Source organism: Peribacillus folii (assembly GCF_030271255.1).
Classification (GTDB): Bacteria; Bacillota; Bacilli; order Bacillales; family DSM-1321; genus Peribacillus.
Window position 1 is genome coordinate 132,980 of the sequence record NZ_JASJOM010000001.1, and the last position, 22,454, is coordinate 155,433.

The window sequence follows — 22,454 nt, forward strand, 5'->3', positions numbered from 1 at the left end:
TTTTAAACCCAGGGGCATCCCCGTGATTTATAAAAAGAAAAGAAGGCTGGCAACATGCCAGCCTTCCTGTGCGTATTAAACTTGCCCTTCCAGGCTTTTTTTCTTTTCTTTTGCCGTATTCAGCGGACCCTTCTTCTTCAATTCCCTGATTTTTAAATCAAGCCAGAATTGGGAAGCGATCAATAGCGATGAATACACACCGCATATCAGCCCGATGAACAGGGCGATCGAAAAGTTCCTGATGGCTTCACTGCCGAATATCATCAAGGCGATGACCGTAACGAGTACAGTCAGCACCGTATTGATCGATCTCGTCAGCGTTTGCCTGATACTGATGTTCACGATGTTCTCAAGCTCTTCGACCGTTTTGATTTTACGGCTGAAGCGCAGGTTTTCCCGAATCCGGTCAAACGTAACGATCGTATCATTGATGGAATAACCGACGATTGTCAGAACCGCAGCGATGAAGGTGATATCCACCTCAAGGCGAAGCAGACTAAAGATCGTGATGATGAAAAATGCATCATGAATGAGCGCCACGACGGCCGGTACGGCCATTCGCCATTCAAACCGTATCGATACATACAAAATGATCCCAAGGGAGGCAATCGTCAAGGCAATGATGGCATTTTTCGCAAGCTCTTTTCCTACAGTCGGTGAGACAGTGCTTACATTCGGCTCTGCTCCGTAATCCTTCTTGAAATGGTCCTTCAGGACAGCGATTTCCTGTTTATCAAGAACGCCCACCGTCCGGACGACAGCATTTTTGTTATCCTGTCCAGCAAGTCTGACATCCTTGATATCATCGACATCGATGCCGGCCTTGCCCATCTCGGTCTTAACCTGCTGAGTCGTCAGTACATCCTTAGACGCGATTTCGATGCGGGTTCCGCTCGTGAAGTCGATTCCCAGATTCAAGCGGAAAACGAACAGGAAGATGATCCCGATAATCGTGATCCCGATCGAAATGCCATAAAAGGCCTTCCGATGCTTGACGAAATCGATTTTATCGAACCGTGTCGGCAATGACATTAGATTGATCTTCTCGTTTAGGTTGTGAATATATTTCTTCTTCACGCCAAACCATGATGTGCGTTTGTCCAGGAAGCCGCTTTTCACCCATAGGCTCATGAAGAGACGCGTACCATAAACGGCTGTAATGAAGCTCATTAAAATGGAAATGATCAAGGTCGTCGCAAACCCTTTAACCGAGCTTGTCCCGTAATAGAAGAGGACAGCTGCAGCGAGCAAGGTCGTCAGGTTCGCATCCGTAATCGTGCTAAGCGAGTTTTTCGTGCCTTCTTTATAAGCCGCTTTTACCGTGCGGCCAAGCTTCAGTTCATCCCTGATCCGTTCATAGGTGATGATATTGGCATCCACGGCCATCCCGACCCCAAGCACCAATGCCGCTATGCCTGGAAGCGTGAGGACTGCATTCATCCAATCGAAGACCAGCAGCGTCAGGAAGATATAGATGCTCAGCGTCACGACTGCAATGAATCCCGGGAAGCGGTAATAAACAAGCATGAAGATGAAAATGAGTGCAATCCCGATGATGCCGGCAAAAATCGTATCGTTCAGTGCCCCTGCACCGAATTGGGCTCCTACGGAAGTGGAGTATTTTTCCTTCAAGTCGACAGGCAGTGCACCTGCATCAAGTAGGTCGGCAAGCTCTTTCGCTTCCTCCACCGTGAATTGCCCTGTAATATAAACCTTTTTCGTATTGAAAGCTTCACTGACAGCTGGAGCGGATATCATATTGTCTTGTGAGGCTTTATCCTTAATGGAATCTTTGCCTTCCTCGAAGTCCAGCCAGATCGCAAGGACATTCGTCGGTTGCGGCATTGATGAAATTTTTTGCGTGATTTCCTTAAACTTGTTCACATCTTTCAATGTGACTTCAACGACCGGCTTATTATCCTGGAACGTTTGTTTCGCGCCGCCTTCCTTCAGGTCGGCACCGGTCATCATTTCCTTATCGTTATAATCCCGGAAGGATAGTTTAGCTTGTGTCGAAAGGATTTCCCGAGCGTTATTTTGGTCCTTGACCCCAGCCAATTGAACCCTGATCCGGTTTTTCCCTTCGATTTGGATATTAGGTTCACTAACACCCAAAACATTGACACGCCGCTCAAGTGAGCTTACTGTAGCCCGTAAAACTTCCGGGGTGATCTTTTCCCCAGACAGAGGCTTCACTTCATATAACACTTCAAATCCGCCTTGAAGGTCAAGCCCCAGCTTGATATCCTTGAGGATTCCTTTTGAAGTCGTTCCCATCGCTGCGAAAACCAGTAATATGATCAGAAAAAACGCAACGATCCTGCTTCTTTTAACCATTATGTAGTAGGCCCCTTTCTATAATCCGCCTGTTCCTGAAGTTTAAATCCTGTCATTTTTTTGTATGAAAGCACCTAGCATTCCCTTAGCTTTTCGAGAAAAAAAGACACAGCAACCTATGCTTTTTTCCAAAAAAAGCATAACCATATCTATTATGATTCATTTATAAACAGCTGTCAATTTAAGTATATCTTTGTTTCATTCCTTTAAAAGTTCTTTTAATTCCTCCTCGGACAGCGGCTCGAATAGGTTGGGTGATTTATATGCTTCGACCATTTGGAAGGTCATGAACTGATTGCTCGAAAAAGTCACGATATCAGCGACAAGCTCGTGAAGATGAATATTTTCCTGCGGGCGCTTCCATTTGTTTTTAGTTAGAGTTCCCCAGATATCCTCCTCTGTAACGGCATTCAAACCGACCATTTGAAATTCCTCACGCTTGCTCTTCAGAAATGGACGTACCTTTGCATAATAGCTTTCATAGGGATGATTCATTTTTGCCATCACTTTGCCTCCAGTAAAAATGATTCTCTCGATTGTGCATTTTCTTAAGAAGGGTTCCGATGGATGTCAGAACGCAAACAAACACTTTTGTCATGCTTTGTCCATGTACAAGCATATAGATAATTGTATAGCATAACCGCTTTTTTGAGAAGGCAGGGAGGGAGTTCAATGTCTAAATTTTTAAAAGGGACGCTGATATTATTAATCGCAAGCCTGATTACAAGGGTTCTTGGATTCATTAATCGCATCGTCATCGCCCGCTTCATCGGCGAAGAAGGCGTTGGTTTATATATGATGGCTTTACCGACCCTATTTCTCGTCGTGAACATTACCCAATTGGGGCTTCCCATCGCCATATCCAAATTCGTTGCTGAGGCAAATGCCCGGGGCGATGAACGAAAAATCAAAAAGATCCTTGTCGTCTCTTTGGCATGCACCTTTGCATTATCGATGATCTTCACTCCAGCGATGCTGTTTTTCGCCCCCGTCCTCTCAGAGTACTTATTCACCGATCAACGGACGGTCTGGCCCCTGATGGCGATTGCGCCAATCGTGCCGATCATTGCGATATCATCCGTATTGCGCGGGTATTTCCAAGGCAAGCAAAATATGAAGCCTTTCGCTTTCTCGCAAGTGATCGAGCAGGTGGCGCGCATCACCTTCATCGCCGTCCTGACGAAGGCCTTTTTGCCATATGGAATCGAATATGCAGCAGCCGGAGCGATGTTCGCCTCGATCATCGGCGAGCTCGTCTCTCTCATTTACCTTTTGACCAGCTTCAAGCTAAAGAAGCATTTTAAGTTCAGGAAGGGCTTTTTCAAAAATGTGAAGTCCGGTAAAGGGACATTCACTGAATTGATGGGGATTGCGCTTCCTTCCACCGGAAGCAGGATGATCGGTTCCCTTTCATGGTTTTTCGAGCCGATAGTGGTCGCCCAGAGCTTGGCCCTAGCCGGTGTCACCGCAGCCGCAGCCACCAGCCAATACGGCGAGCTGACGGGATATGCGCTGCCGCTGCTCATGCTGCCTTCGTTCATTACGTCATCATTGGCGACTGCACTTGTACCTGCTGTCAGTGAGGCGCGGACGACCGGTAACTTCCTGCTCGTTGAACATAGGCTGCAGCAGTCCTTGAAAATCACGTTTATCACAGGCTGCTTGGCCGTCGTCATTTTGTTCATCTTTGCCGAACCGATCCTGCAGGTGATGTATGGCTCATCACATGCCGCCGTTTTCATTAAATTCCTGGCACCCTTCTTCATTCTCTTTTACTTCCAGTTCCCGCTGCAGTCCATGCTTCAAGCACTGGACCTTGCCAAAGCAGCCATGTTCAACAGCCTGGCGGGCAACATTCTTAAAATCGGCGTGATTTGGCTCCTTGCATCAAAAGAAAGCTTCGGAATCATGGGCGCTGCGGTAGGAATAGCGGTCGGTTCGATGCTCGTCACCTTCCTGCATTTTTCCACCGTGCTGAAGGTGGTTCCCTTCACGCTGCATTTCCGGAGCTATATTTCGGCTTTGATTCTTGCTCTCATTTCAGGCTGGGGCGGCTATTATCTGTATCAAGTCCCGCTCTCGACACAGCCGATCGTACCAAGGCTGTTGATTTCGGTAACAGTCGTGATCCTGCTTTTCACCTTTTTCCTGCTCATGACCGGCTCAATAAAAAAGGCGGATCTAGTCAGGATTCCTGTAGTCGGCGGCTTTTTAGCGAAGTTTGCTTGGAAATGAAATGGACCGAAGCATTAAACGGCTTCGGTCATTTCTTCGTTTCGTTTTTATCGATGTAAAATTGGCCATCTATGTACCCACAAATCGAAATCTCTTGTATTTTCGCTTCACCATGTTTTTTTAACTGGTGCCTGAGCCAAAATTGATTTTTGCCGATTTTGGAAAGATTATTTTCCTGTATCTTCCCATCAATAATAAGCGGATATGGCGTTTGCTTCGTGTTCGTCCTTTTTCCTTGGGTATTTTTAATGACCGAAAGCTTCCCCGAGGATTCGAGAATGGCAAATTGCACCTCATTCAGATCATTGATCCCCTGTTCTCGCAGCTGAGTCAATAAATCATCGAAATTATAGCGTTGCTTACGCATCGCCTTTTCATCTATTTTCCCTTGATTGATGATGATCTGCGGTGTACCGTCGACGAAATTCCGAAACCTGATGCTTTTCAATGAAATGAAAGCCAATATGATCTGGATGAAAGCGAGAACGAACATCGGGGTGATTTGCTGGAAAAATGGTTTATTCAAATCCTCAAAGGATAGGACTGCAATGTCCCCTATCATGATGGATACCACTAAATCCAGAATGCTCAGTTCCCCAACTTCCCGCTTACCCATCATACGGAAAAGGAATAAGATGACTAGATAGATCATCGTCGTTCTAAAAATAATAGCCAGATAGGTATCCACTTCACTAACACATCCTTCATCCATAGCATGGCTTGGGAATAGAAAAATTACTCCATAATCTTTTCTAATTTCGCGGATGCTGTGGTCTAAAGGCTTAAGATGAGGAATATGCTTGTACAAACACATAAACAGGCTAAAACGTCTCAGCCTTTAAAAAGGAGGAATACCCATCGAAACTAAAAAAATGAGTGTCGCCGTAATTTATGGCGTAGGTTCCATCTTTGCCATTGCGATGATTGCAAGCTTGATCGTTTCCATCCTTCTACGTTTCACTTCATTGACGGAATCATCCCTGACATATGTGGTCATGATCATTTCCTTTTTATCACTGTTCATCGGCGGGTTCATTTCAGGAGGCAAAGGGAAAAAACAAGGACTATTCTTAGGCGGCAGCACAGGCTTTCTCTATCTGTTAGTCGTGTTCCTTTTTCAATATTTGGGGCATGACGCACTCTTCACCGTCAAGCAATGGATCTACTACGGCTGCTTCGTCATCACGGCCATGATGGGCGGTGTGCTCGGGGTCAATATGAGCTCCGACTCACGCACCAATTAATAAACACAGCAAAAATCCGGGCATCTTGCCCGGTTCAGGCTGCAGGCAGACTCGAAAGTGAGTTATGCCTGCATTTTTTTGTTTTTGTACCTCGTCACAGCAGGCTCATAGCTTTCCAGAAGCCGTCTCCTCCGTTTCGTCGATACATCTCGCGCGAACGAAGTCCGCAATAATTTTTACCGTTTCACGAACATGATTGAATATTTTGCGTTACCTTTGCCTCCAGTAAAGCCGGAAAATATAAAAGGAATGGGAAAAGGGGTCCGGAATATAAAAATTCCGGACCCCTTTTCCTATTAGCTAAACCGCGCAATGCCGGTTTTCCTTTAGCTTATATAGATACTTCTTTATTTGGTGCACTTTCCGTAATTTCACGGATTGCAGCACGGTCGAAAGTCAATTTAGTGCCATCTGGTGACTTGATGACGATTTGCAGTTCATCGATTGCATCGATCGTTCCGTGCATGCCGCCGATGGTCGCAACCTTATCACCTTTTTTCAAGCTGCTTTGCATGCTTTGCGTTGCCTTTTGGCGTTTTTGCTGCGGGCGGATCAATAAGAAATAGAACAATACGAACATTAAGATTAATGGAAGTATTTGAGTTATTGCCATTTTGTACATTCACTCCTTTCGTTCATTAAAATATTTATGGAATTAGAAGTTTCTCGCATTTGGTTTATTGAAACCATACTGCTCAAAAAACTCTTCCCTAAAGTCTCCAAGACGATCTTCTCGAATGGCTTGTCTGACCTGTTCCATCAAGTTTAACAGAAAATGCAGGTTATGATAAGTCGTAAGACGAATCCCAAAGGTTTCTTCACATTTAATCAAATGGCGAATATATGCCCGGCTATAATTCTTGCAGACATGGCAATCGCAATTTTCATCGATAGGACCAAAATCACGTGCATATTTCGCATTTTTCACCACAAGTCGGCCATTGCTTGTCATTAATGTACCATTACGCGCAATTCGCGTCGGCAACACACAGTCAAACATATCGACACCGCGAATGGCGCCATCGATCAAGGAGTCCGGCGAACCCACCCCCATCAGGTAACGAGGTTTGTTGGCTGGCAGCAGCGGACTTGTAAACTCCAGTACGCGGTTCATGATATCCTTCGGTTCCCCGACGGATAGTCCTCCAATAGCATAACCCGGGAAATCAAGAGAGACAAGGTCTTTTGCACTTTGTTTACGAAGGTTTTCGAATTCCCCGCCTTGAACGATCCCGAATAGCCCTTGGTCATTCGGACGCTCGTGCGCATTCAAGCAGCGTTCAGCCCAGCGTGTTGTCCGTTCAACCGACTTCTTCATATATTCCTCGGTTGCGGGGAACGGCGGACATTCGTCGAAAGCCATCATGATATCGGAGCCAAGCGCATTTTGGATTTCCATCGCTTTTTCAGGAGATAAGAATAGCTTATCGCCATTCAGATGGTTCCTGAAATGAACGCCCTCTTCCTCGATTTTGCGGAACTCGCTCAAACTGAAGACCTGGAAGCCGCCAGAATCCGTCAATATCGCGCGATCCCAGTTCATGAACTTATGCAGTCCACCAGCTTCCTTGATGATCTCATGCCCGGGACGAAGCCATAGATGGTATGTATTGCTGAGGATGATGCCTGCTCCCATCTGCTTCAAATCTTCCGGAGACATCGTTTTGACAGTAGCCAGCGTCCCTACCGGCATGAATGCCGGCGTTTCAAAAGAACCATGCGGCGTATGGACCCGGCCTAGCCGTGCCCCTGTCTGTTTACATGTTTTGATTAACTCATATCGTATTGCCGTCAACGCAATAACTCCCTTCAAGAGCTTATCACTCTAATATTACTTGATTAACATTGCATCTCCAAAACTAAAGAACCTGTATTTTTCTTCCACGGCCGTTTCATAGGCATGCAGAACATGCTCCCTGCCCGCCAAAGCAGAAATAAGCATGATTAAAGTTGATTTCGGTAAATGGAAGTTCGTAATCATCGCATCGATCCCCTTGAACTCATACCCAGGATAAATGAAGATGCTCGTCCAGCCACTAGCCTCCTTGAAGACCCCATCATTAGCGGACGCAATCGTTTCCAATGTCCTTGTGGATGTTGTGCCGACAGTGATGATTCTCCCGCCTTTTTCTTTCACTTCATTAAGTAAACGCGCAGTACCTTCCGTCATTTGATAAAATTCGGAATGCATCTCATGGCTGTCAATATCGTCCACACTGACGGGGCGGAACGTTCCGAGCCCGACATGAAGCGTGATGAAGGCGATATGAACACCCATCCCTTTCAGCTTTTCGAGCAGGTGCTCGGTAAAGTGCAGCCCTGCGGTCGGTGCTGCTGCAGAGCCACGTTCACGCGCATAGACCGTTTGATAACGATCTTGATCGTCAAGCTGCTCCTTGATATATGGAGGAAGCGGCATCTCCCCAAGATCGTCCAGTATTTCATAAAAAATGCCTTCATATTGAAACCTCAGGATGCGGCCCCCATGGTCAAGCACTCCCGTACAGACGGCACTTAGCTTACCATCACCAAAGGTGATTGTCGAGCCTTCTTTTATTCGTTTTGCGGGCTTTACCAGTGTTTCCCAAACATCATCATGCTCTTGCTTGAGCAATAAGACCTCCACTTTTGCACCCGTTTCTTCCTTACTTCCATACAGTCGGGCCGGCAGAACCCTCGTATCATTCAACACAAGGCAGTCTCCCGGTTTGATATATTCTGTGATATGGCTGAAGACATCATGCTCAAGCTTGCCCGTTTCCTTGTCCAATACCATCAATCGACTTGCTTCCCTATCTTCCAAAGGAACTTGGGCAATCAATTCCTCCGGTAAACGAAAATCAAACTCATCCAATTTCATCTGTTCCACTTCCTAACCTGTCTATCAAGCTGTAGTATTCATTTAAAACGGCCAATCAAATAAAAAATAGCGGACAACACGACACTGACTATGATTGAGGTCACAATTGGAAAATAAAACGCCGTATTCCCTTTTTTGAAGAAGATATCTCCCGGCAGCCTGCCGAGGTGGATATACTTCATCGCAAAACCGATCACGAAGATGATCACGCCAAGTATCATAACCATTTTAGGTATATTCATCATTCAGGCATCACCATTCCGAAGTGCTCGTAAACGAGCTGTGTAGCCATACGCCCCCTTGGGGTACGCTGAAGGAAACCGACCTGCAGCAAATATGGCTCATACACATCTTCGATCGTATGGGCTTCCTCGCCGATCGTGGCGGCAATCGTCTCCAGACCGACAGGCCCGCCGCGGAATTTCTCAATGATCCCTTTAAGTAATTTATGGTCAATATGATCGAGTCCTAAACGGTCGACCTGCATTAATTCAAGTGCATAATCGGCAAGCCCTGCCGTTATCGTGCCATCTCCGCGAACCTGGGCGAAATCCCTGACCCTTCGTAAAAGCCGGTTGGCAATCCGCGGCGTGCCCCTCGATCTCCTCGCAAGCTCTGCAGCTGCCTGACCATCCATTTCCGTATCCATGATTCTGGCTGTACGGATGATGATGTCCGTCAAATGGTTTTCCGTATAATATTCAAGACGGCTCAAAACGCCAAAACGGTCCCTAAGCGGCGCAGACAATGAACCGGCGCGGGTCGTCGCCCCGACGAGAGTGAACGGGGGCAGGTCAATTCTGATCGAGCGTGCCTCCGGGCCTTTTCCGACCACAATATCGAGACAGAAGTCCTCCATCGCCGGATATAGCACTTCCTCGACCACACGAGGGAGACGGTGAATTTCATCTATGAAAAGCACATCTCCGGGTTCAAGCGCACTCAAAATCGCCGCCAAATCACCCGGCCGCTCGATGGCAGGTCCTGAGGTCGTGCGGATATTGACACCCATTTCGTTGGCGATGATGACCGCAAGCGTCGTCTTTCCGAGACCCGGAGGCCCGTATAAAAGGACATGATCGAGCGTTTCCTCCCTCATCCTTGCCGCTTCGATGTATACACTCAAGTTCGCTTTCACTTTATCCTGTCCAATATATTGCTTTAAGTTTTGCGGCCGCAGGCTTTGTTCAAAGGACAGTTCGTTCAAATCGGCTTCCTGATTGAAAATTCTCTCCTCCATTGCGCCACTCCTTATCTTAGCATCAACTGCAATGCTTTCTTAATATATTGCTCGGTCGTCATATCTTCCGTCTGCAATTTCTTGGCAACCTTTTGGATTTCCTTTTCCGAATAGCCAAGTGCCTTCAATGCAAGCATCGCTTCGTCCAATTCCTCCGTATAGCCAGTCGGACTGCCTGCAGCCGGAAAGCCTTCGTTGAACAAGCTCGGAAAGGCATCCGGAATGATGTTCTCCAGCTTTCCTTTTAAATCAAGAATCATCTGTCTTGCCGTTTTCTTCCCTACTCCCGGGAACTTCACCAAGAACGATTCATCTTCATTTTCAATCGCCTGCACGACTTGATCGACCTGACCTGACGCAAGTATGGCAAGCGCCCCCTTCGGCCCGATTCCGGTTACATTCAAAAGCTTCGTGAATAACGCCTTTTCTTGACGATTCTGAAAACCATACAAGGCAACCAAATCTTCACGCACATAATGATACAAAAAAACTTGGATATCTTTCTGGTATTGGGCGGAAAAAATAAAAGGATTCGGCGTCATCACTTGATATCCGATCCCCCCATTTTCCACGACTATGTATTCAGGTCCAATATAATCGACCTTGCCTTTTATATAATCATACAAATTAATTCTCTCCCTGATTTTGCTGTACCTCTCATTTTATCATAAAACCGGTGGTTGTTCATATAAAGTTATTTTATAATCGGCAAAGTCTTTTACATGATTTCCGAATGCGGCAAGCACCCTTTAAATAAAGGGGAGCCAAAGCAATCAACAGAGATTACATCCACTAAAACTGTGGATAATCAGAATCCTCTCTACATATTGAACTAAGGTACACTTACTCGCGAGTTTGACGACTTTACTCGCCAATTTCCTATTTTTACTCGCGAGTTTTGGCTTTGCTTCCAGTTGGCGGCGCGTTGTTGTCCCAATTTGTGCTTATGCACGCGATTGGGAGCCGTTACTCGCGAATTTGACGGCTTTACTCGCCAATTTCCTGTTTTTACTCGCGAGTTTTGGCTTTGCTTCCAGTTGGCGGCGCGTTGTTGTCCCAATTTGTGCTTTTTGCACGCGATTGGGAGCCGTTACTCGCGAATTTGGCTACTTTACTCGCCAATTCGGCTCTTTTACTCGCCAGTTTGACGGCTTTACTCGCCAATTTCGTGCTTTTATTCGCGAATTGAGGCCTTTCACGTTCAATCCCTACATATATACAATTTAATTTAATGACGAGCGAGATGAAACAATCAATATCGCATAAAAAAAATAGTAGGCAACCTCCATAATATCGAGGTTGCCTACTGTCTGAAGGCTGGGAGATCCACCCGCCCTAGTTTACCGAATATGGCTCATATTCTTTTATGAGCTGTTTATATTGGTCTTTATTCATGATCGGAATCCCTTTTTGCAGTTCCTCCTGCTTATATACTTCAAGTTTCCCAATGTCCAATTGGTAGAAGGTGTGAATGATTTTGGCATGCTCCGGCCTTCCGATAAAAATGGAAAGTGTTCCATCTTCCCGCATGCCGAGATAGCCATTCGCTTTTAGGAGCGGAGAGATATCATTTTCGATTTTCTTAAGCACGATTTGCTCCTCATTTTGGTCGACCACTTTCCAGCCTTCATATTTGGACCAAAAGTCTTCCATCGACCAAATGGTTTCCGTCAATTTCTCCTCGCTTAGTTCACCATCCAAATACATACGCTGCAGGATGACCTTTCTCTCAATCGGATCATTTTCCTTTTTCGCAGATCCTTCAGCAAAAGCGGTTAAGCAAAATGGCATGATAAATAGGATCAAGACTAATTGGATTCTTAGTTGTTTAGTCAATATACTCACCTCTTAAGGCGTTTACTTTTTAAGTAGTTTGACCTCAAACAACGTTTATTAACCAAAAAAATCAAAAAGACTGACCCATCAATCGAGGTCAGTCCATGCATCATTTCAGGTGATTTTCATGAATGTTAAGGTTATCGAACATATCATTCGCATCCTGGATGATCAAGTCCCTCGTATCACCGTCACGAAGATTGTTATCAAGTGTCATGGTCCGGAAATAGACACCTTCATCGGTGGTGACTATTAAGGTCCTGCCTTTAGATAATGGTGTGATTTTTTGTTTCACTATTTCTTTGATTTCCCTAGCTTGACTGTAGTCATCAAGCAGCAAGGCAACAAGCATTTCATTCTTCATGATGATTGCCCTGGCATCGACGACCGGATCCACGCTGTTCGCAACACTATTGGCCAGGTCTGCCAATTCGCCTTCATACGCATTATAATAGGATGATTTGGCTCGAAGCGGTTTACTTTCATGACCATGATAATTTCGATCACGCTTACTGTAAGCATCATCTTTATCATACAATCCCTGCACCATATTCTGATAATTTATGTTCCGTACCAACTGATCTTTTTCAGTGGAATGGTATCCCGTTTCATCAATGAAATTCTCGTTTTCCGCTGAATCATTAGTACCGCAACCAACCAGGCCGATGGCAGCCAATACCGTATAAAGCGGCAGTGCCCATTTAAGATTCCGCACCTATGACCCTCCCATAGCAATTAATGAGCTATATTTCGCTCATAATTAGCATGGGTGTCTTCCGGCCATTGTACTCAGTTAGTTATGGCCAAAAAAACGGGTTATTTCCTATTCAGGGAGGAAATCTTTTTCGCTAACTTTTCATTCATCTCCATCCGCTCTGGAAAACCTTCAACAGTAAGTTTCCAGACAGAATGTAATTGGGATGAGCTTTTATTAAGACGATTCCATTCACGGAAAATATCCGTGGGATATGTTAAAGCATATAAAAAGGCAAGGTCTGATTCATACCTTTTCAGTTGCGGCACTTGCCACAGCATCGTTGCTGCATCACCCAAATGATGGGATATCCGGTTGGCGTATTGTAAATAATCGATGCACCGTGGGGCAATCGCCATCAAGTCAAAATCGATTAAGGTCAATGTCCCGTCTGCTTTCCGCAGGAAATTATGGTGAGCACAATCGCCATGAATGATGACTTTTTTCTCCCTGTTCCACAATGACTGGTTTTTTTCAAACCCTTCTAAGGACCACTCCCCCCATTTAATCCATTCCTTGATGATATCCTCCGAAACATATTGGCGAACATAAGTGAAATTTTTTTTAAATAAAGATAGTCGTTCCCGCCATTTTTTGGCCTGATCGAATAGAGGTGCTTTTATGGAAAGGTTTTCAGACACATCATGGAAGCTTTCCAATAACTCGATCCCCTCCAAGCGGTCCTTGTGATGGGAAAAGCGAAATTTCTTCTTGCTTGGTTGAAAGTAGTCCATACTGCCGTACCATTTCCCTTTGAATTGAAAGGGCATTAAATTTTGGTGAATATTGTACGTTTGATCAAATCCCTTTTGCCTTAACAAAGATGTCAATTCTCTTTGCCTATCCCACTTCTCAAAACTGTCGAACCCCTTGAGAATCATTGGAGGACCTTTTTCGAAAGTCAGTAAATAGACACTGCTTTGAAGATGATGGATACTCTTTGGCTTACGATTTAAATAAGAGAGGAGACGAGTGTTAAAAACACTGTCTCCTTGATAATTAGTAGTCATCGCTTTCATCTGCATATGTCGGCATCCCAAATGTTTCAGGCGCACGAACGCCCCCGAATTGGCCTGGCTGGCCTCCCATTTGTCCAGGTAACATGGCTTCCGGATGCCCCCCAAGCTGATTGCGCATCATCATGCCTGGCTGGCCTCCATAAGGACCGCCGATCATTCTGGGCTGACCTCCGTCTTGACCGCCCATCATGCCTGGTTGACCTCCATAAGGCCCGCCCATCATGCCCGGCTGACCTCCGTTTTGACCGCCCATCATGCCCGGCTGGCCTCCGTTTTGACCGCCCATCATCATGCCTGGCTGGCCTCCGTTTTGGCCGCCCATCATGCCCGGCTGACCTCCGTTTTGACCGCCCATCATGCCCGGCTGGCCTCCGTTTTGACCGCCCATCATCATGACCGGCTGGCCTCCGTTTTGACCGCCCATCATGATGACCGGCTGGCCTCCGTTTTGACCGCCTATCATGCCTGGCTGGCCTCCGTTTTGACTGCCCATCATGCCTGGCTGGCCTCCGTTTTGACTGCCCATCATGCCTGGCTGGCCTCCGTTTTGGCCGCCCATCATCATGCCTGGCTGGCCTCCGTTTTGGCCGCCCATCATGCCCGGCTGGCCTCCGTTTTGACTGCCCATCATGCCTGGCTGGCCTCCGTTTTGGCCGCCCATCATCATGCCTGGCTGGCCTCCGTTTTGGCCGCCCATCATGCCTGGCTGGCCTCCGTTTTGGCCGCCCATCATCATGCCTGGCTGGCCTCCGTTTTGACCGCCCATCATCATGCCTGGCTGGCCTCCGTTTTGACCGCCCATCATCATGACCGGCTGGCCTCCGTTTTGGCCGCCCATCATCATGCCTGGCTGGCCTCCGTTTTGGCCGCCCATCATCATGCCCGGCTGGCCTCCGTTTTGACCGCCCATCATCATGCCTGGCTGGCCTCCGTTTTGACCGCCCATCATCATGCCCGGCTGGCCTCCGTTTTGGCCGCCCATCATCATGCCCGGCTGGCCTCCGTTTTGGCCGCCCATCATCATGCCTGGCTGGCCTCCGTTTTGGCCTGGCATCACGAAGGCTTCATATTGTTGGCCATGATCCGATTCAGTTGATTCTGTTTCATGTGGATATGGCTGACTCCCCATCTGCGGATAGGCGCCAAAATTCGGGTCATGATATGGCTGCTGTGATGGATATTGTGGATACTCAGGCTGGTGATACTCGTTGACATTCGGTTGATACTGCCCTTTCACGTCCGGTCCATACGTTCCAAGCAGCCCTTTGTTGCAACCGCAATCTTCGTCATCATCATCTGCGGATTGTATATTTTGCTGTGAATGATTATGTTGGTTGTATGAGGATGGCGATTCGTTAGGTGACTCATGGTCTTGTTGCATATATGAACCTGCTGCTTGAGGCTGCTGTCCCATCCCTCCATAAAAATGGTGCGGCATCGGTGCAGATGCTTGATATGGATAATATTGTTGCTGGCTGTATGGATTCATGGTCGCACCTTGAACGTATCCCTGACCCATCGATTGCGAGTCAGGAGATTCTCCCCAGACCTCAGAACTTTCTTCCATCATTTGATACCCTTGTGATCCCGGGTTTTCATAGCCGCCATGATATGGGGCTTGCATCCCCTGCATCGGCATATGCGCCCATGGCGGAGGCTGCATGCTATAGCCGGTTCCTGGCATGATTGGCGTCATGGGGATGCAATCATCCACAGGCTCACAATACTCCTGAGTCGGTGAAACGGCGGGCTTCTTCTTCTTTTTCTTAGTTGCGGCCGGTTCTTCCTTTTTCTTCGGTAATGGCGGCGGTGCAGGCGGCTTTTGCACACTCATGTTGGTCATGTTGACCATATAATAATTATTGATATCGATTTCAGGTATGACCGGTTTCGGTACAGGAACTTCCTTTGGAATGATTATTTGCTTTTCTTTCACGATCGGCTTTGGCTGTTCTTTGATTGGTGCTTGGTACTTCGGCTGTTCTTTGACTGGCTGCTGATACTTTGGCTGCTCTTTGATCGGCGCTTGGTATTTCGGCTGTTCTTTGATTGGCTGCTGATACTTCGGCTGCTCTTTGATCGGCGCTTGGTATTTTGGCTGTTCTTTGATTGGCTGCTGATACTTCGGCTGCTCTTTCATCGGTGGTTGTTGCATCATTTGCTGCTCTTTCATCGGTGCAGGCTGTGCTGGATACGGTTGAACCTGGGATTCTTTCACTCCCATATGAATGTTGGGCTTAATCGTTTCTTTTATTACTGCTCCGGTTGTTCCTGGGATTTTAATTTTCATTCCCGGCATCATCATGTCCGGGTTGCTTAATTGTGCGTTCACTTTTTTAAGTTCTTCAAAACTGACGCCGTATTTTTTAGCGAGTTTCCAAAGTGTATCGCCTTTTTGGACTATATGAATTTTCACGCTATTAACCCCTCCTGTGCATATGTCCATATATACTATGATGTAGTGGGTGAATTGCTATTATTTTTTATCATGAAAACTTATGCATCCAAGAGGACTTTTATGAGTGGATGGATGATTTTGGGACACCGATCCCGCATTCTTCCGGAAGTTTTCTTCCTTTAACCTCCTGTCTAACCTCAAGGATTTCCGGGTATAAGAAAGTAAATGGTCCATGGACCATGACTTGCACTTATATTCATACTGGGAGGAATGTTAATGAAATGGAAAGGACGGCAGGGCAGTTCGAATGTCGAGGATAAAAGGGGGATGAGCGGCAAAGGGATGGCTGGCATCGGCGGCGGTGTCGGATTGATTATCGTTTTGATCTTGACACTGCTGGGCGGTAATCCCAGTGAGCTGTTAGGCGGCTTGACCTCCGATGATTCAGGGAGCGGCGGCACGTATGTGGAAAGTGATGAAGAGAAGGAGCTTGCACAGTTTGTATCAGTCGTCCTGGCAGATACGGAGCGGGTCTGGACGGAGGAATTCCGGAAAAACGGCTTGAATTATGAAGAACCGACTCTTGTCCTGTACTCAGGAAGTGTGCAATCGGCATGCGGTATCGCAGGTTCTTCAGTGGGGCCGTTTTATTGTCCCGGTGATAGGAAGCTATACATCGACCTTAGTTTTTATCAAGAGTTGAAGGAAGAATTCCAGGCACCAGGGGATTTTGCGATGGCTTATGTCATTGCTCATGAAGTCGGACACCACGTCCAGACACTGTTGGGAACGACGGAAAAGTTCATGCCCGATCGTTCAAAGGTCAGTAAAACCGATTATAATCAGTATTCTGTCAGGCTTGAATTACAGGCCGATTATTTAGCAGGAGTTTGGGCACATCATGTCCAGGGAGAGAATCTGCTTGAGGAAGGCGACCTTGACGAGGCATTGAATGCAGCCAGCGGTGTGGGAGATGACTCCATCCAGAAAAAGGCGCAAGGCTACGCAGTTCCCGACAGCTTCACTCACGGCACCTCCGAACAACGGAAACGTTGGTTCCGTAAAGGGTTTGAATCTGGAGATATGAATAAAGGCAATACCTTTGAAACGAGAAATCTTTAACACGTACGGATGATACATAAAAAGGGGGCTGCAAAAACCCCCTTTTTCTATTGCCCGAAAAACGCGTCATGCCCTTTCAAGCATTCGATTCAAAGCAAGGATGGCATCATCCGCAATCTTCCTTTCCACTTTTATCGGGTTGATGATTTGACCTGCTTCAATCGATTCAAGTGCCCATAGCAGATGCGGTAAATCAATTCGATTCATCGTCAGGCAAGGACACATATTCGGATTCAAGGAGATGATTTGCTTATCTGGGTTATTGGCGATTAGTCGCTTGACAAGGTTCATTTCGGTGCCGATTGCCCAAGAGCTTCCCGCTTGTGCCTTTTCGATCATATCAATGATATAAGATGTCGAACCGGCATAATCAGACATGGCAACCACTTCCCGGCGGCATTCGGGATGGACGATGATATTCATGGCAGGCTGTTCCTTCCTAAGTGCTTCAACATTCGCCGTCGTGAAATTTTCATGGACCGAACAATGCCCTTTCCATAGAAGCACCTTCAGATCCTTTCGTTCACCCTCATGAATCAATTCCTCCTTATGCGGATCCCAAACAGCCATTTCATTCAATGGGATGCCGATATCGAAGGCTGTGTTCCTGCCAAGATGCTGATCGGGCAGAAACAAGATCCGTTCTTTTTGCTTAAGGGCCCAGGAGACCATCTCTTGGGCATTTGAAGAAGTCACCGTGGCTCCGCCATTCTTACCGACAAATGCTTTGATGGCCGCAGTCGAGTTAACGTAAGTAAGCGGAAGGATCGAATCGCCAAATAATTGCTGAAGCTTTGTCCATGCTCGTTCCGTTTGATCGATATCCGCCATATCTGCCATCGAACAGCCGGCACGCATGTCAGGCAGAATGACGGTCTGAGTTTCTCCTGTCAAAATATCGGCCGTTTCGGCCATGAAATGCACGCCGCAAAACACGATATAATCCGCTTCACGATTTCGAGCCGAAAGCTGGGCCAGCTGAAGCGAATCGCCCGTCACATCGGAAAAGCGGATTACTTCCTCCCGTTGATAATGATGACCAGGTATATAAAGCCGGCTACCTAAGCGCTTTTTTATCTCCCATACCGCCTTCTCCATCTCCCCCGCTGACATCGCTTTATATTTTTCAGGAAGTGCATTCCCTGCTGTGCCAGCCATCTCCAATATATTCATTTCAAAACCCCCTCACGTTCTGTAACCTTTGCGCTGATATCCAGGGCCCGGACGCTATGCGTCAGACTGCCCAACGATATGTAATCCACCCCTGTTTCGCGATATGCAGCTAAATTGCCCAGCGTAATTCCCCCGGAAGCTTCCGTAATGATATGGTCCGGAACGGATTTGACCCACTGCTTGATTTCGTCAGGACTCCTGTTATCGAACATGATGATATCCACACCGGCTTCAACAGCCTCGAGAACTTGCTTCAGTGACTCCGTTTCAACCTCCACCTTCCATGCATGCCCCAATTTTGCTTTGACCGCTTGAACTGCGTTCGTTATCGAACCTGCAAAAGCGATATGATTGTCTTTGATCATGACGGCATCATACAAACCATTTCGGTGATTGAAGGCGCCTCCCGAGCGGACCGCGTATTTTTCCAGCATCCGCAGGCCAGGCGTGGTTTTCCTTGTGTCACATGCCCTCGTCTTCGTTCCCGCTAAGATCAACGCAGCTTCACGAGCAAGCGTGGCAATTCCGGACATGCGCTGCACCAAATTCAAAACCACCCTTTCCCCCTTTAATAGCGACGCCATATTGCCGGTCATTCGTGCAAGCTTTTGACCTGTTTCGAACACTTCACCATCCTGGACATGCAGGGTCACCTCAATTTGGTTATCCAACAGGGAAAAGCCTGTCGTGATGACGTCGCTTCCGCTAAAAACCCCGCCTTCTTTTGCAATGAATGTCAAGGTACCTTGTTTTGTTTGGCCAAAAATGGTATCACTCGTTACATCATATTCTCCTATATCCTCGATCAAAAAATGCTCCAGCATTTGCTTAAGCTTCAATATATTCATATCGCCATCTTCCCTTCACACGGTTTTTCACATCTTGGCAAGCAAGGATGACCGATTTTTTAAGCCATAGGGAATCATCTTCGCTTGGATGATCGCTGCGGAAATGCCCGCCCCTGCTTTCCGTTCTAGTCAGCGCCGATTCAGCAATCAGCCACGCGACGATTATTGTGTTGGCTTTAGTGATTTCCGTCAGCGATCGCCCGCTAACATCCATATCAAGCAGGCTTTCGATGTCGAAAGTCTCCAGATAATTCTTCAGGCGCGTTAATCCTGCCCCGGTCCGGACGATACCCGCTTCATTCATCAATTTTTCCTGCAATACCGGTAAATCAGGTAAAGAAGCAAGATGAGCAAACCCTTGTGTTCCCTCTTTTTCTTTTGGCAGCTCCCTTGATTGCATATGGGCAAGCAAGCCCCCTAGGGCCTTGCCAAATACCAGCCCTTCGAGGAGGGAATTGCTTGCCAGGCGGTTCGCTCCATGTACACCCGTGCACGCCACCTCTCCGACTGCATACAAAGAGGGGACAGAGGTTTGCCCCCGCTCATCCACTTCAATTCCTCCCATTAAAAAATGATTTCCAGGAGCAACCGGGATTTTTCCGAGCTGGAGATCCACCCCGTTTTTCTCACATAATGAGCTGACCGTCGGAAAACGGTTTTTGAAGTCCTTGATCATCGAAATATCCAAAAATACCTTTTCGCCGCGTTGTATATAAGAAAAAATCGTCTGTGCGACAATATGTCTTGGGGCAAGGTCCTTCAAATGATGAACACCCTCCATGATTGGCAATCCAGCTTCGGTCACCAATAGGGCGCCATCACCCCGGACCGCTTCTGAAACAAGACCTGCTGCTTTGTTATTCTTGAAAAGCAGTGTCGGATGGAACTGGATGAATTCCATATCACGAACCTTGGCCCCCGCCTTGAAGGCAAGCGCGATTCCATCACCTGATACCGTTTGTGAGTTGGATGTATATCGGTAGAGTGAGCCGCATCCGCCTGTTGCCAGAACCGTCCGCTCTGCATGAAAGACCGCCAGTTTCCCTGACCGATCCAGGGTTTTAACGCCTATGCAAGATTCATCTTCACCGATGATCAGCTCCACTGCTGCCTCATTCTCGATCACTTGTACCGACGTGCTTTTCAAGCATTCTATCAGGTGCTCCATCATGTACCTTCCTGTCCCATCACCATGACTATGAAGGATTCTCCTTACACTATGTGCACCCTCCATTCCCAGCATCAGGGAGCCGTCATGATCCCGGTCGAATTGCATACCGGAGCGGATAAGGTCAGCGATCGCCGAAGGGGCTTTCTGGACGAGTTTTTCCACGGCCTTCACCTTGTTATAATGCTGGCCAGCAGAGAGCGTATCTTTTTTATGTAAGGATACTCCATCCTGGCTGGAGAGTGCCGCAGCAATACCGCCCTGCGCCAAGTAAGAATTACTATGACGAAGTTCTGATTTTGTGATGAGTATCACATGCTTCCGCTCACTTGCCTCCAATGCCGTTGTCAAGGCCGCAATACCGCTGCCTATCACGATGACTTCCGTTGTGACCATAATTACATCCCTCCTGTTTACGACAGGTGTCTTGACAACTATATTTACATACTATTAAATTATTATCAAGAGTTTTTTAGAATGAAGGATGGAAGTGATTTTTTGATTTATTTGGACTATGCCGCAACTACCCCCATGGATGAAGAAGCGATCGATGTGTTCAGCCAAGCCTCCAGGAGGTTTTTCGGAAACGCAAGCAGTTTGCATGATATCGGCTCTGAAAGTGCACGTTTATTGGATATGTCACGACAGCAACTGGCAGAAATGCTGAATCTAAAAAAAGAAGGCATCATCTTCACGAGCGGCGGATCGGAAAGCAATAGTCTTGCAATCGATACATTTCTCGCTTCAAGGCCGGCTTGGCAGAACCATTTGATCGTAAGCCGGACCGAGCATGCCTCGATCGCCAACCATGTCTGCAAGCTTGAACAGTCCGGCTACAGTGTGACGTATCTGCGGCATTTGGAAAATGGCCTTATCGATATCGAACACCTAATTGAAGCACTTACCGACAAGACGTGCCTGGTCATTGTCCAACATGTGAACTCGGAAATGGGAGTCATTCAGCCAATTGAGCAAATAAGTAAAATTGTCCATGAGCATCCAGCATTTTTGCATGTTGATTGTGTTCAGTCATTTGCAAAATTGCCACTGGAGGGGATATCTGCTTTGTGTGATGGAATGTCCATTTCCAGTCATAAGGTTTATGGCCCAAAGGGGACCGGTGCCGTGATCTTTCCAACCATTCAGCAGTTAAAGGCCCCCGTTCCGAATATCACCCACGAATCTGGATTCCGGCCCGGGACAGTGGACGTTCCCAGCATAGCCTCCTTCGTAACTGCTGCAAGGAACCTAGGAGAAATCCGCGAAAAAGAACATGAACGAATCTTCATGCTCAGGAGGCTATTGATTCAGCAACTAACGGAAAAAACGGTCCACTTTAAAGTCATCGAAGCGCAAACCAGGCAATTGCCCCACATCCTGGCCCTTACCTTCCCGGGATTGCAGGGGCAGTACATCATGCTCGAATTAAACCGGAGGGGCTTCGCGGTTTCGACAGGGAGCGCCTGTCAGATTGGTAAGCAGGAGCCATCCAAAACCATGATGGCAATCGGGAAAAGCGAAGAAGAGGCACATCAATTTGTCCGTCTTTCCTTTGGAAAACACACCACTGCCGCTGATATGCACAAATTGGCAGAGTGCCTTGCAGGAATCGCTGCGATTCGATAAAGTCGGACATTCTATGGTAAAATGTCCTTAACAAAAGAGGTGATTGAATCATGGAAAAAAAGAAATTACTCGGGGAAGAAAGACGGACGAAACTTTTACATATATTGCAAACAAGCGCAAAGCCCGTTACAGGCAGCGAGCTCTCGGAAATGACGAGTGTAAGCCGCCAGGTTATCGTCGGTGATATAACGTTGCTGAAAGCACGGAATGAACCGATCATTGCCACGAGCCAAGGCTATATGTTTTTACCAACCGAAAGCACGAAAAAGCCGGAAAGGATCCTCGCTTGCCAGCATGATCCATCCCGGACGCAAGAAGAACTCTATCTGCTCGTCGACATCGGCATTACGGTCAAGGATGTTAAAATCGAGCATCCCGTTTACGGTGACCTAACCGCTTCCATCATGGTCAGCAGCCGAAAGGAGGTCCAGCAATTCCTATCGAGAGTGTCCGCCACGAATGCGTCTTTTTTATCGGAGCTAACGAGCGGCATCCATCTCCATACACTGAGCGCCTCTTCTGAGGAACTGCTTGACGAAGCGGAGGATGCCCTGAGGGAAGCCGGGATATTGGTCGATTGACGGAACGAGCCCC

The 22,454-nt window shown here is 47.2% G+C and carries 22 protein-coding genes; 5 read left to right on the forward strand and 17 right to left on the reverse strand.

The features are described from left to right. Positions 1 to 75: 75 nt before the first annotated feature. The gene (gene secDF, locus QNI08_RS00645) at positions 76 to 2,337 is read right to left on the reverse strand and encodes a protein translocase subunit SecDF (protein ID WP_285765508.1); all 2,262 of its coding nucleotides are present in this window, start codon (positions 2,335 to 2,337) and stop codon (positions 76 to 78) included. A gap of 198 nt (positions 2,338 to 2,535) precedes the next feature. Further along, positions 2,536 to 2,841: a post-transcriptional regulator gene (locus QNI08_RS00650; RefSeq protein WP_285765509.1), complete on the reverse strand. Its 306-nt coding sequence runs from the start codon at positions 2,839 to 2,841 to the stop codon at positions 2,536 to 2,538. A 168-nt stretch (positions 2,842 to 3,009) separates the two neighbouring features. Between QNI08_RS00650 and spoVB the strand changes: the two genes are divergently transcribed. Continuing rightward, positions 3,010 to 4,572, forward strand: a complete 1,563-nt coding sequence (gene spoVB / locus QNI08_RS00655; protein ID WP_285765510.1) for a stage V sporulation protein B — start codon at positions 3,010 to 3,012, stop codon at positions 4,570 to 4,572. Between the two features lie 28 nt (positions 4,573 to 4,600). On the opposite strand, the gene QNI08_RS00660 is transcribed toward spoVB, so the two are convergent. Continuing rightward, positions 4,601 to 5,260 (reverse strand): DUF421 domain-containing protein, encoded by a 660-nt coding sequence (locus QNI08_RS00660; protein WP_285765511.1) that lies wholly within the window; start codon positions 5,258 to 5,260, stop codon positions 4,601 to 4,603. Positions 5,261 to 5,444: 184 nt separating this feature from the next. On the opposite strand from QNI08_RS00660, the gene QNI08_RS00665 reads away from it, so the two are divergent. Next, positions 5,445 to 5,816: a TIGR04086 family membrane protein gene (locus QNI08_RS00665; protein WP_285765512.1), complete on the forward strand. Its 372-nt coding sequence runs from the start codon at positions 5,445 to 5,447 to the stop codon at positions 5,814 to 5,816. 331 nt (positions 5,817 to 6,147) lie between these two features. On the opposite strand, the gene yajC is transcribed toward QNI08_RS00665, so the two are convergent. The 11 genes from yajC to safA all read right to left on the reverse strand — a co-directional run bounded on the left by yajC (position 6,148) and on the right by safA (position 15,941). Next, positions 6,148 to 6,429 (reverse strand): preprotein translocase subunit YajC, encoded by a 282-nt coding sequence (gene yajC, locus QNI08_RS00670; RefSeq protein ID WP_061143720.1) that lies wholly within the window; start codon positions 6,427 to 6,429, stop codon positions 6,148 to 6,150. Positions 6,430 to 6,471: 42 nt separating this feature from the next. Beyond that, entirely contained in the window at positions 6,472 to 7,611 is a 1,140-nt protein-coding gene (gene tgt / locus QNI08_RS00675) for a tRNA guanosine(34) transglycosylase Tgt (RefSeq protein ID WP_285765513.1), read from the reverse strand. Positions 7,612 to 7,647: 36 nt separating this feature from the next. Beyond that, positions 7,648 to 8,676, reverse strand: coding sequence for a tRNA preQ1(34) S-adenosylmethionine ribosyltransferase-isomerase QueA (queA, locus tag QNI08_RS00680; protein WP_285765514.1), 1,029 nt, complete (start codon positions 8,674 to 8,676; stop codon positions 7,648 to 7,650). A 38-nt stretch (positions 8,677 to 8,714) separates the two neighbouring features. Beyond that, on the reverse strand, positions 8,715 to 8,921 hold the full coding sequence (locus QNI08_RS00685) for a DUF2905 domain-containing protein (protein WP_285765515.1): 207 nt from the start codon (positions 8,919 to 8,921) through the stop codon (positions 8,715 to 8,717). Next, complete coding sequence (ruvB, locus tag QNI08_RS00690; protein WP_285765516.1) at positions 8,918 to 9,916, reverse strand: Holliday junction branch migration DNA helicase RuvB; 999 nt, start codon at positions 9,914 to 9,916, stop codon at positions 8,918 to 8,920. Before ruvB ends, QNI08_RS00685 begins: the two co-directional genes overlap by 4 nt. 11 nt (positions 9,917 to 9,927) lie before the next feature. Then, positions 9,928 to 10,542, reverse strand: coding sequence for a Holliday junction branch migration protein RuvA (gene ruvA, locus QNI08_RS00695; RefSeq protein ID WP_285765517.1), 615 nt, complete (start codon positions 10,540 to 10,542; stop codon positions 9,928 to 9,930). Between the two features lie 382 nt (positions 10,543 to 10,924). Further along, complete coding sequence (locus QNI08_RS00700) at positions 10,925 to 11,080, reverse strand: hypothetical protein (protein ID WP_285765518.1); 156 nt, start codon at positions 11,078 to 11,080, stop codon at positions 10,925 to 10,927. Between the two features lie 171 nt (positions 11,081 to 11,251). Beyond that, the gene (locus QNI08_RS00705; RefSeq protein WP_285765519.1) at positions 11,252 to 11,752 is read right to left on the reverse strand and encodes an intercompartmental signaling factor BofC; all 501 of its coding nucleotides are present in this window, start codon (positions 11,750 to 11,752) and stop codon (positions 11,252 to 11,254) included. 109 nt (positions 11,753 to 11,861) lie between these two features. Further along, a complete protein-coding gene (locus tag QNI08_RS00710; protein ID WP_285765520.1) occupies positions 11,862 to 12,467 on the reverse strand; it encodes a YhcN/YlaJ family sporulation lipoprotein in 606 nt (201 codons plus the stop codon). A 101-nt stretch (positions 12,468 to 12,568) separates the two neighbouring features. Further along, the gene (locus QNI08_RS00715) at positions 12,569 to 13,531 is read right to left on the reverse strand and encodes a phosphotransferase (RefSeq protein ID WP_285765521.1); all 963 of its coding nucleotides are present in this window, start codon (positions 13,529 to 13,531) and stop codon (positions 12,569 to 12,571) included. After that, positions 13,506 to 15,941: a SafA/ExsA family spore coat assembly protein gene (safA, locus tag QNI08_RS00720; protein ID WP_285765522.1), complete on the reverse strand. Its 2,436-nt coding sequence runs from the start codon at positions 15,939 to 15,941 to the stop codon at positions 13,506 to 13,508. Before safA ends, QNI08_RS00715 begins: the two co-directional genes overlap by 26 nt. Positions 15,942 to 16,199: 258 nt before the next feature. On the opposite strand from safA, the gene ypfJ reads away from it, so the two are divergent. Then, the gene (gene ypfJ / locus QNI08_RS00725) at positions 16,200 to 17,045 is read left to right on the forward strand and encodes a KPN_02809 family neutral zinc metallopeptidase (protein ID WP_285765523.1); all 846 of its coding nucleotides are present in this window, start codon (positions 16,200 to 16,202) and stop codon (positions 17,043 to 17,045) included. A gap of 66 nt (positions 17,046 to 17,111) precedes the next feature. Here the strand turns inward: ypfJ and nadA are convergent, their stop codons facing one another. Genes nadA through nadB form a run of 3 tightly spaced genes read right to left on the reverse strand, consistent with a single transcriptional unit; the run spans position 17,112 to position 20,630 of the window. Further along, the gene (gene nadA / locus QNI08_RS00730) at positions 17,112 to 18,218 is read right to left on the reverse strand and encodes a quinolinate synthase NadA (protein ID WP_285765524.1); all 1,107 of its coding nucleotides are present in this window, start codon (positions 18,216 to 18,218) and stop codon (positions 17,112 to 17,114) included. Continuing rightward, the gene (gene nadC, locus QNI08_RS00735) at positions 18,215 to 19,066 is read right to left on the reverse strand and encodes a carboxylating nicotinate-nucleotide diphosphorylase (protein WP_285765525.1); all 852 of its coding nucleotides are present in this window, start codon (positions 19,064 to 19,066) and stop codon (positions 18,215 to 18,217) included. The genes nadA and nadC overlap by 4 nt, the downstream gene beginning before the upstream one ends. Continuing rightward, a complete protein-coding gene (gene nadB / locus QNI08_RS00740; protein ID WP_285765526.1) occupies positions 19,047 to 20,630 on the reverse strand; it encodes an L-aspartate oxidase in 1,584 nt (527 codons plus the stop codon). The genes nadC and nadB overlap by 20 nt, the downstream gene beginning before the upstream one ends. 81 nt (positions 20,631 to 20,711) lie before the next feature. Here nadB and QNI08_RS00745 point away from each other — a divergent pair, with 81 nt between their 5' ends. Both QNI08_RS00745 and QNI08_RS00750 read left to right on the forward strand, forming a co-directional pair. After that, the gene (locus QNI08_RS00745; RefSeq protein ID WP_285765527.1) at positions 20,712 to 21,860 is read left to right on the forward strand and encodes an IscS subfamily cysteine desulfurase; all 1,149 of its coding nucleotides are present in this window, start codon (positions 20,712 to 20,714) and stop codon (positions 21,858 to 21,860) included. A gap of 47 nt (positions 21,861 to 21,907) precedes the next feature. Then, positions 21,908 to 22,441: a transcription repressor NadR gene (locus QNI08_RS00750; RefSeq protein ID WP_285765864.1), complete on the forward strand. Its 534-nt coding sequence runs from the start codon at positions 21,908 to 21,910 to the stop codon at positions 22,439 to 22,441. The last annotated feature ends 13 nt before the right edge of the window (positions 22,442 to 22,454 follow it).

What these genes read in the sequence shown, in the direction of transcription:
- secDF (WP_285765508.1), bottom strand. Translation starts at nt 2,337, where the DNA reads ATGGTTAAAAGAAGCAGGATCGTTGCGTTTTTTCTGATCATATTACTG.
- QNI08_RS00650 (WP_285765509.1), bottom strand. Translation starts at nt 2,841, where the DNA reads ATGGCAAAAATGAATCATCCCTATGAAAGCTATTATGCAAAGGTACGT.
- spoVB (WP_285765510.1), top strand. Translation starts at nt 3,010, where the DNA reads ATGTCTAAATTTTTAAAAGGGACGCTGATATTATTAATCGCAAGCCTG.
- QNI08_RS00665 (WP_285765512.1), top strand. Translation starts at nt 5,445, where the DNA reads ATGAGTGTCGCCGTAATTTATGGCGTAGGTTCCATCTTTGCCATTGCG.
- yajC (WP_061143720.1), bottom strand. Translation starts at nt 6,429, where the DNA reads ATGGCAATAACTCAAATACTTCCATTAATCTTAATGTTCGTATTGTTC.
- queA (WP_285765514.1), bottom strand. Translation starts at nt 8,676, where the DNA reads ATGAAATTGGATGAGTTTGATTTTCGTTTACCGGAGGAATTGATTGCC.
- QNI08_RS00685 (WP_285765515.1), bottom strand. Translation starts at nt 8,921, where the DNA reads ATGATGAATATACCTAAAATGGTTATGATACTTGGCGTGATCATCTTC.
- ruvB (WP_285765516.1), bottom strand. Translation starts at nt 9,916, where the DNA reads ATGGAGGAGAGAATTTTCAATCAGGAAGCCGATTTGAACGAACTGTCC.
- QNI08_RS00715 (WP_285765521.1), bottom strand. Translation starts at nt 13,531, where the DNA reads ATGCAGATGAAAGCGATGACTACTAATTATCAAGGAGACAGTGTTTTT.
- ypfJ (WP_285765523.1), top strand. Translation starts at nt 16,200, where the DNA reads ATGAAATGGAAAGGACGGCAGGGCAGTTCGAATGTCGAGGATAAAAGG.
- nadA (WP_285765524.1), bottom strand. Translation starts at nt 18,218, where the DNA reads ATGAATATATTGGAGATGGCTGGCACAGCAGGGAATGCACTTCCTGAA.
- nadC (WP_285765525.1), bottom strand. Translation starts at nt 19,066, where the DNA reads ATGAATATATTGAAGCTTAAGCAAATGCTGGAGCATTTTTTGATCGAG.
- nadB (WP_285765526.1), bottom strand. Translation starts at nt 20,630, where the DNA reads ATGGTCACAACGGAAGTCATCGTGATAGGCAGCGGTATTGCGGCCTTG.
- QNI08_RS00745 (WP_285765527.1), top strand. Translation starts at nt 20,712, where the DNA reads ATGAAGGATGGAAGTGATTTTTTGATTTATTTGGACTATGCCGCAACT.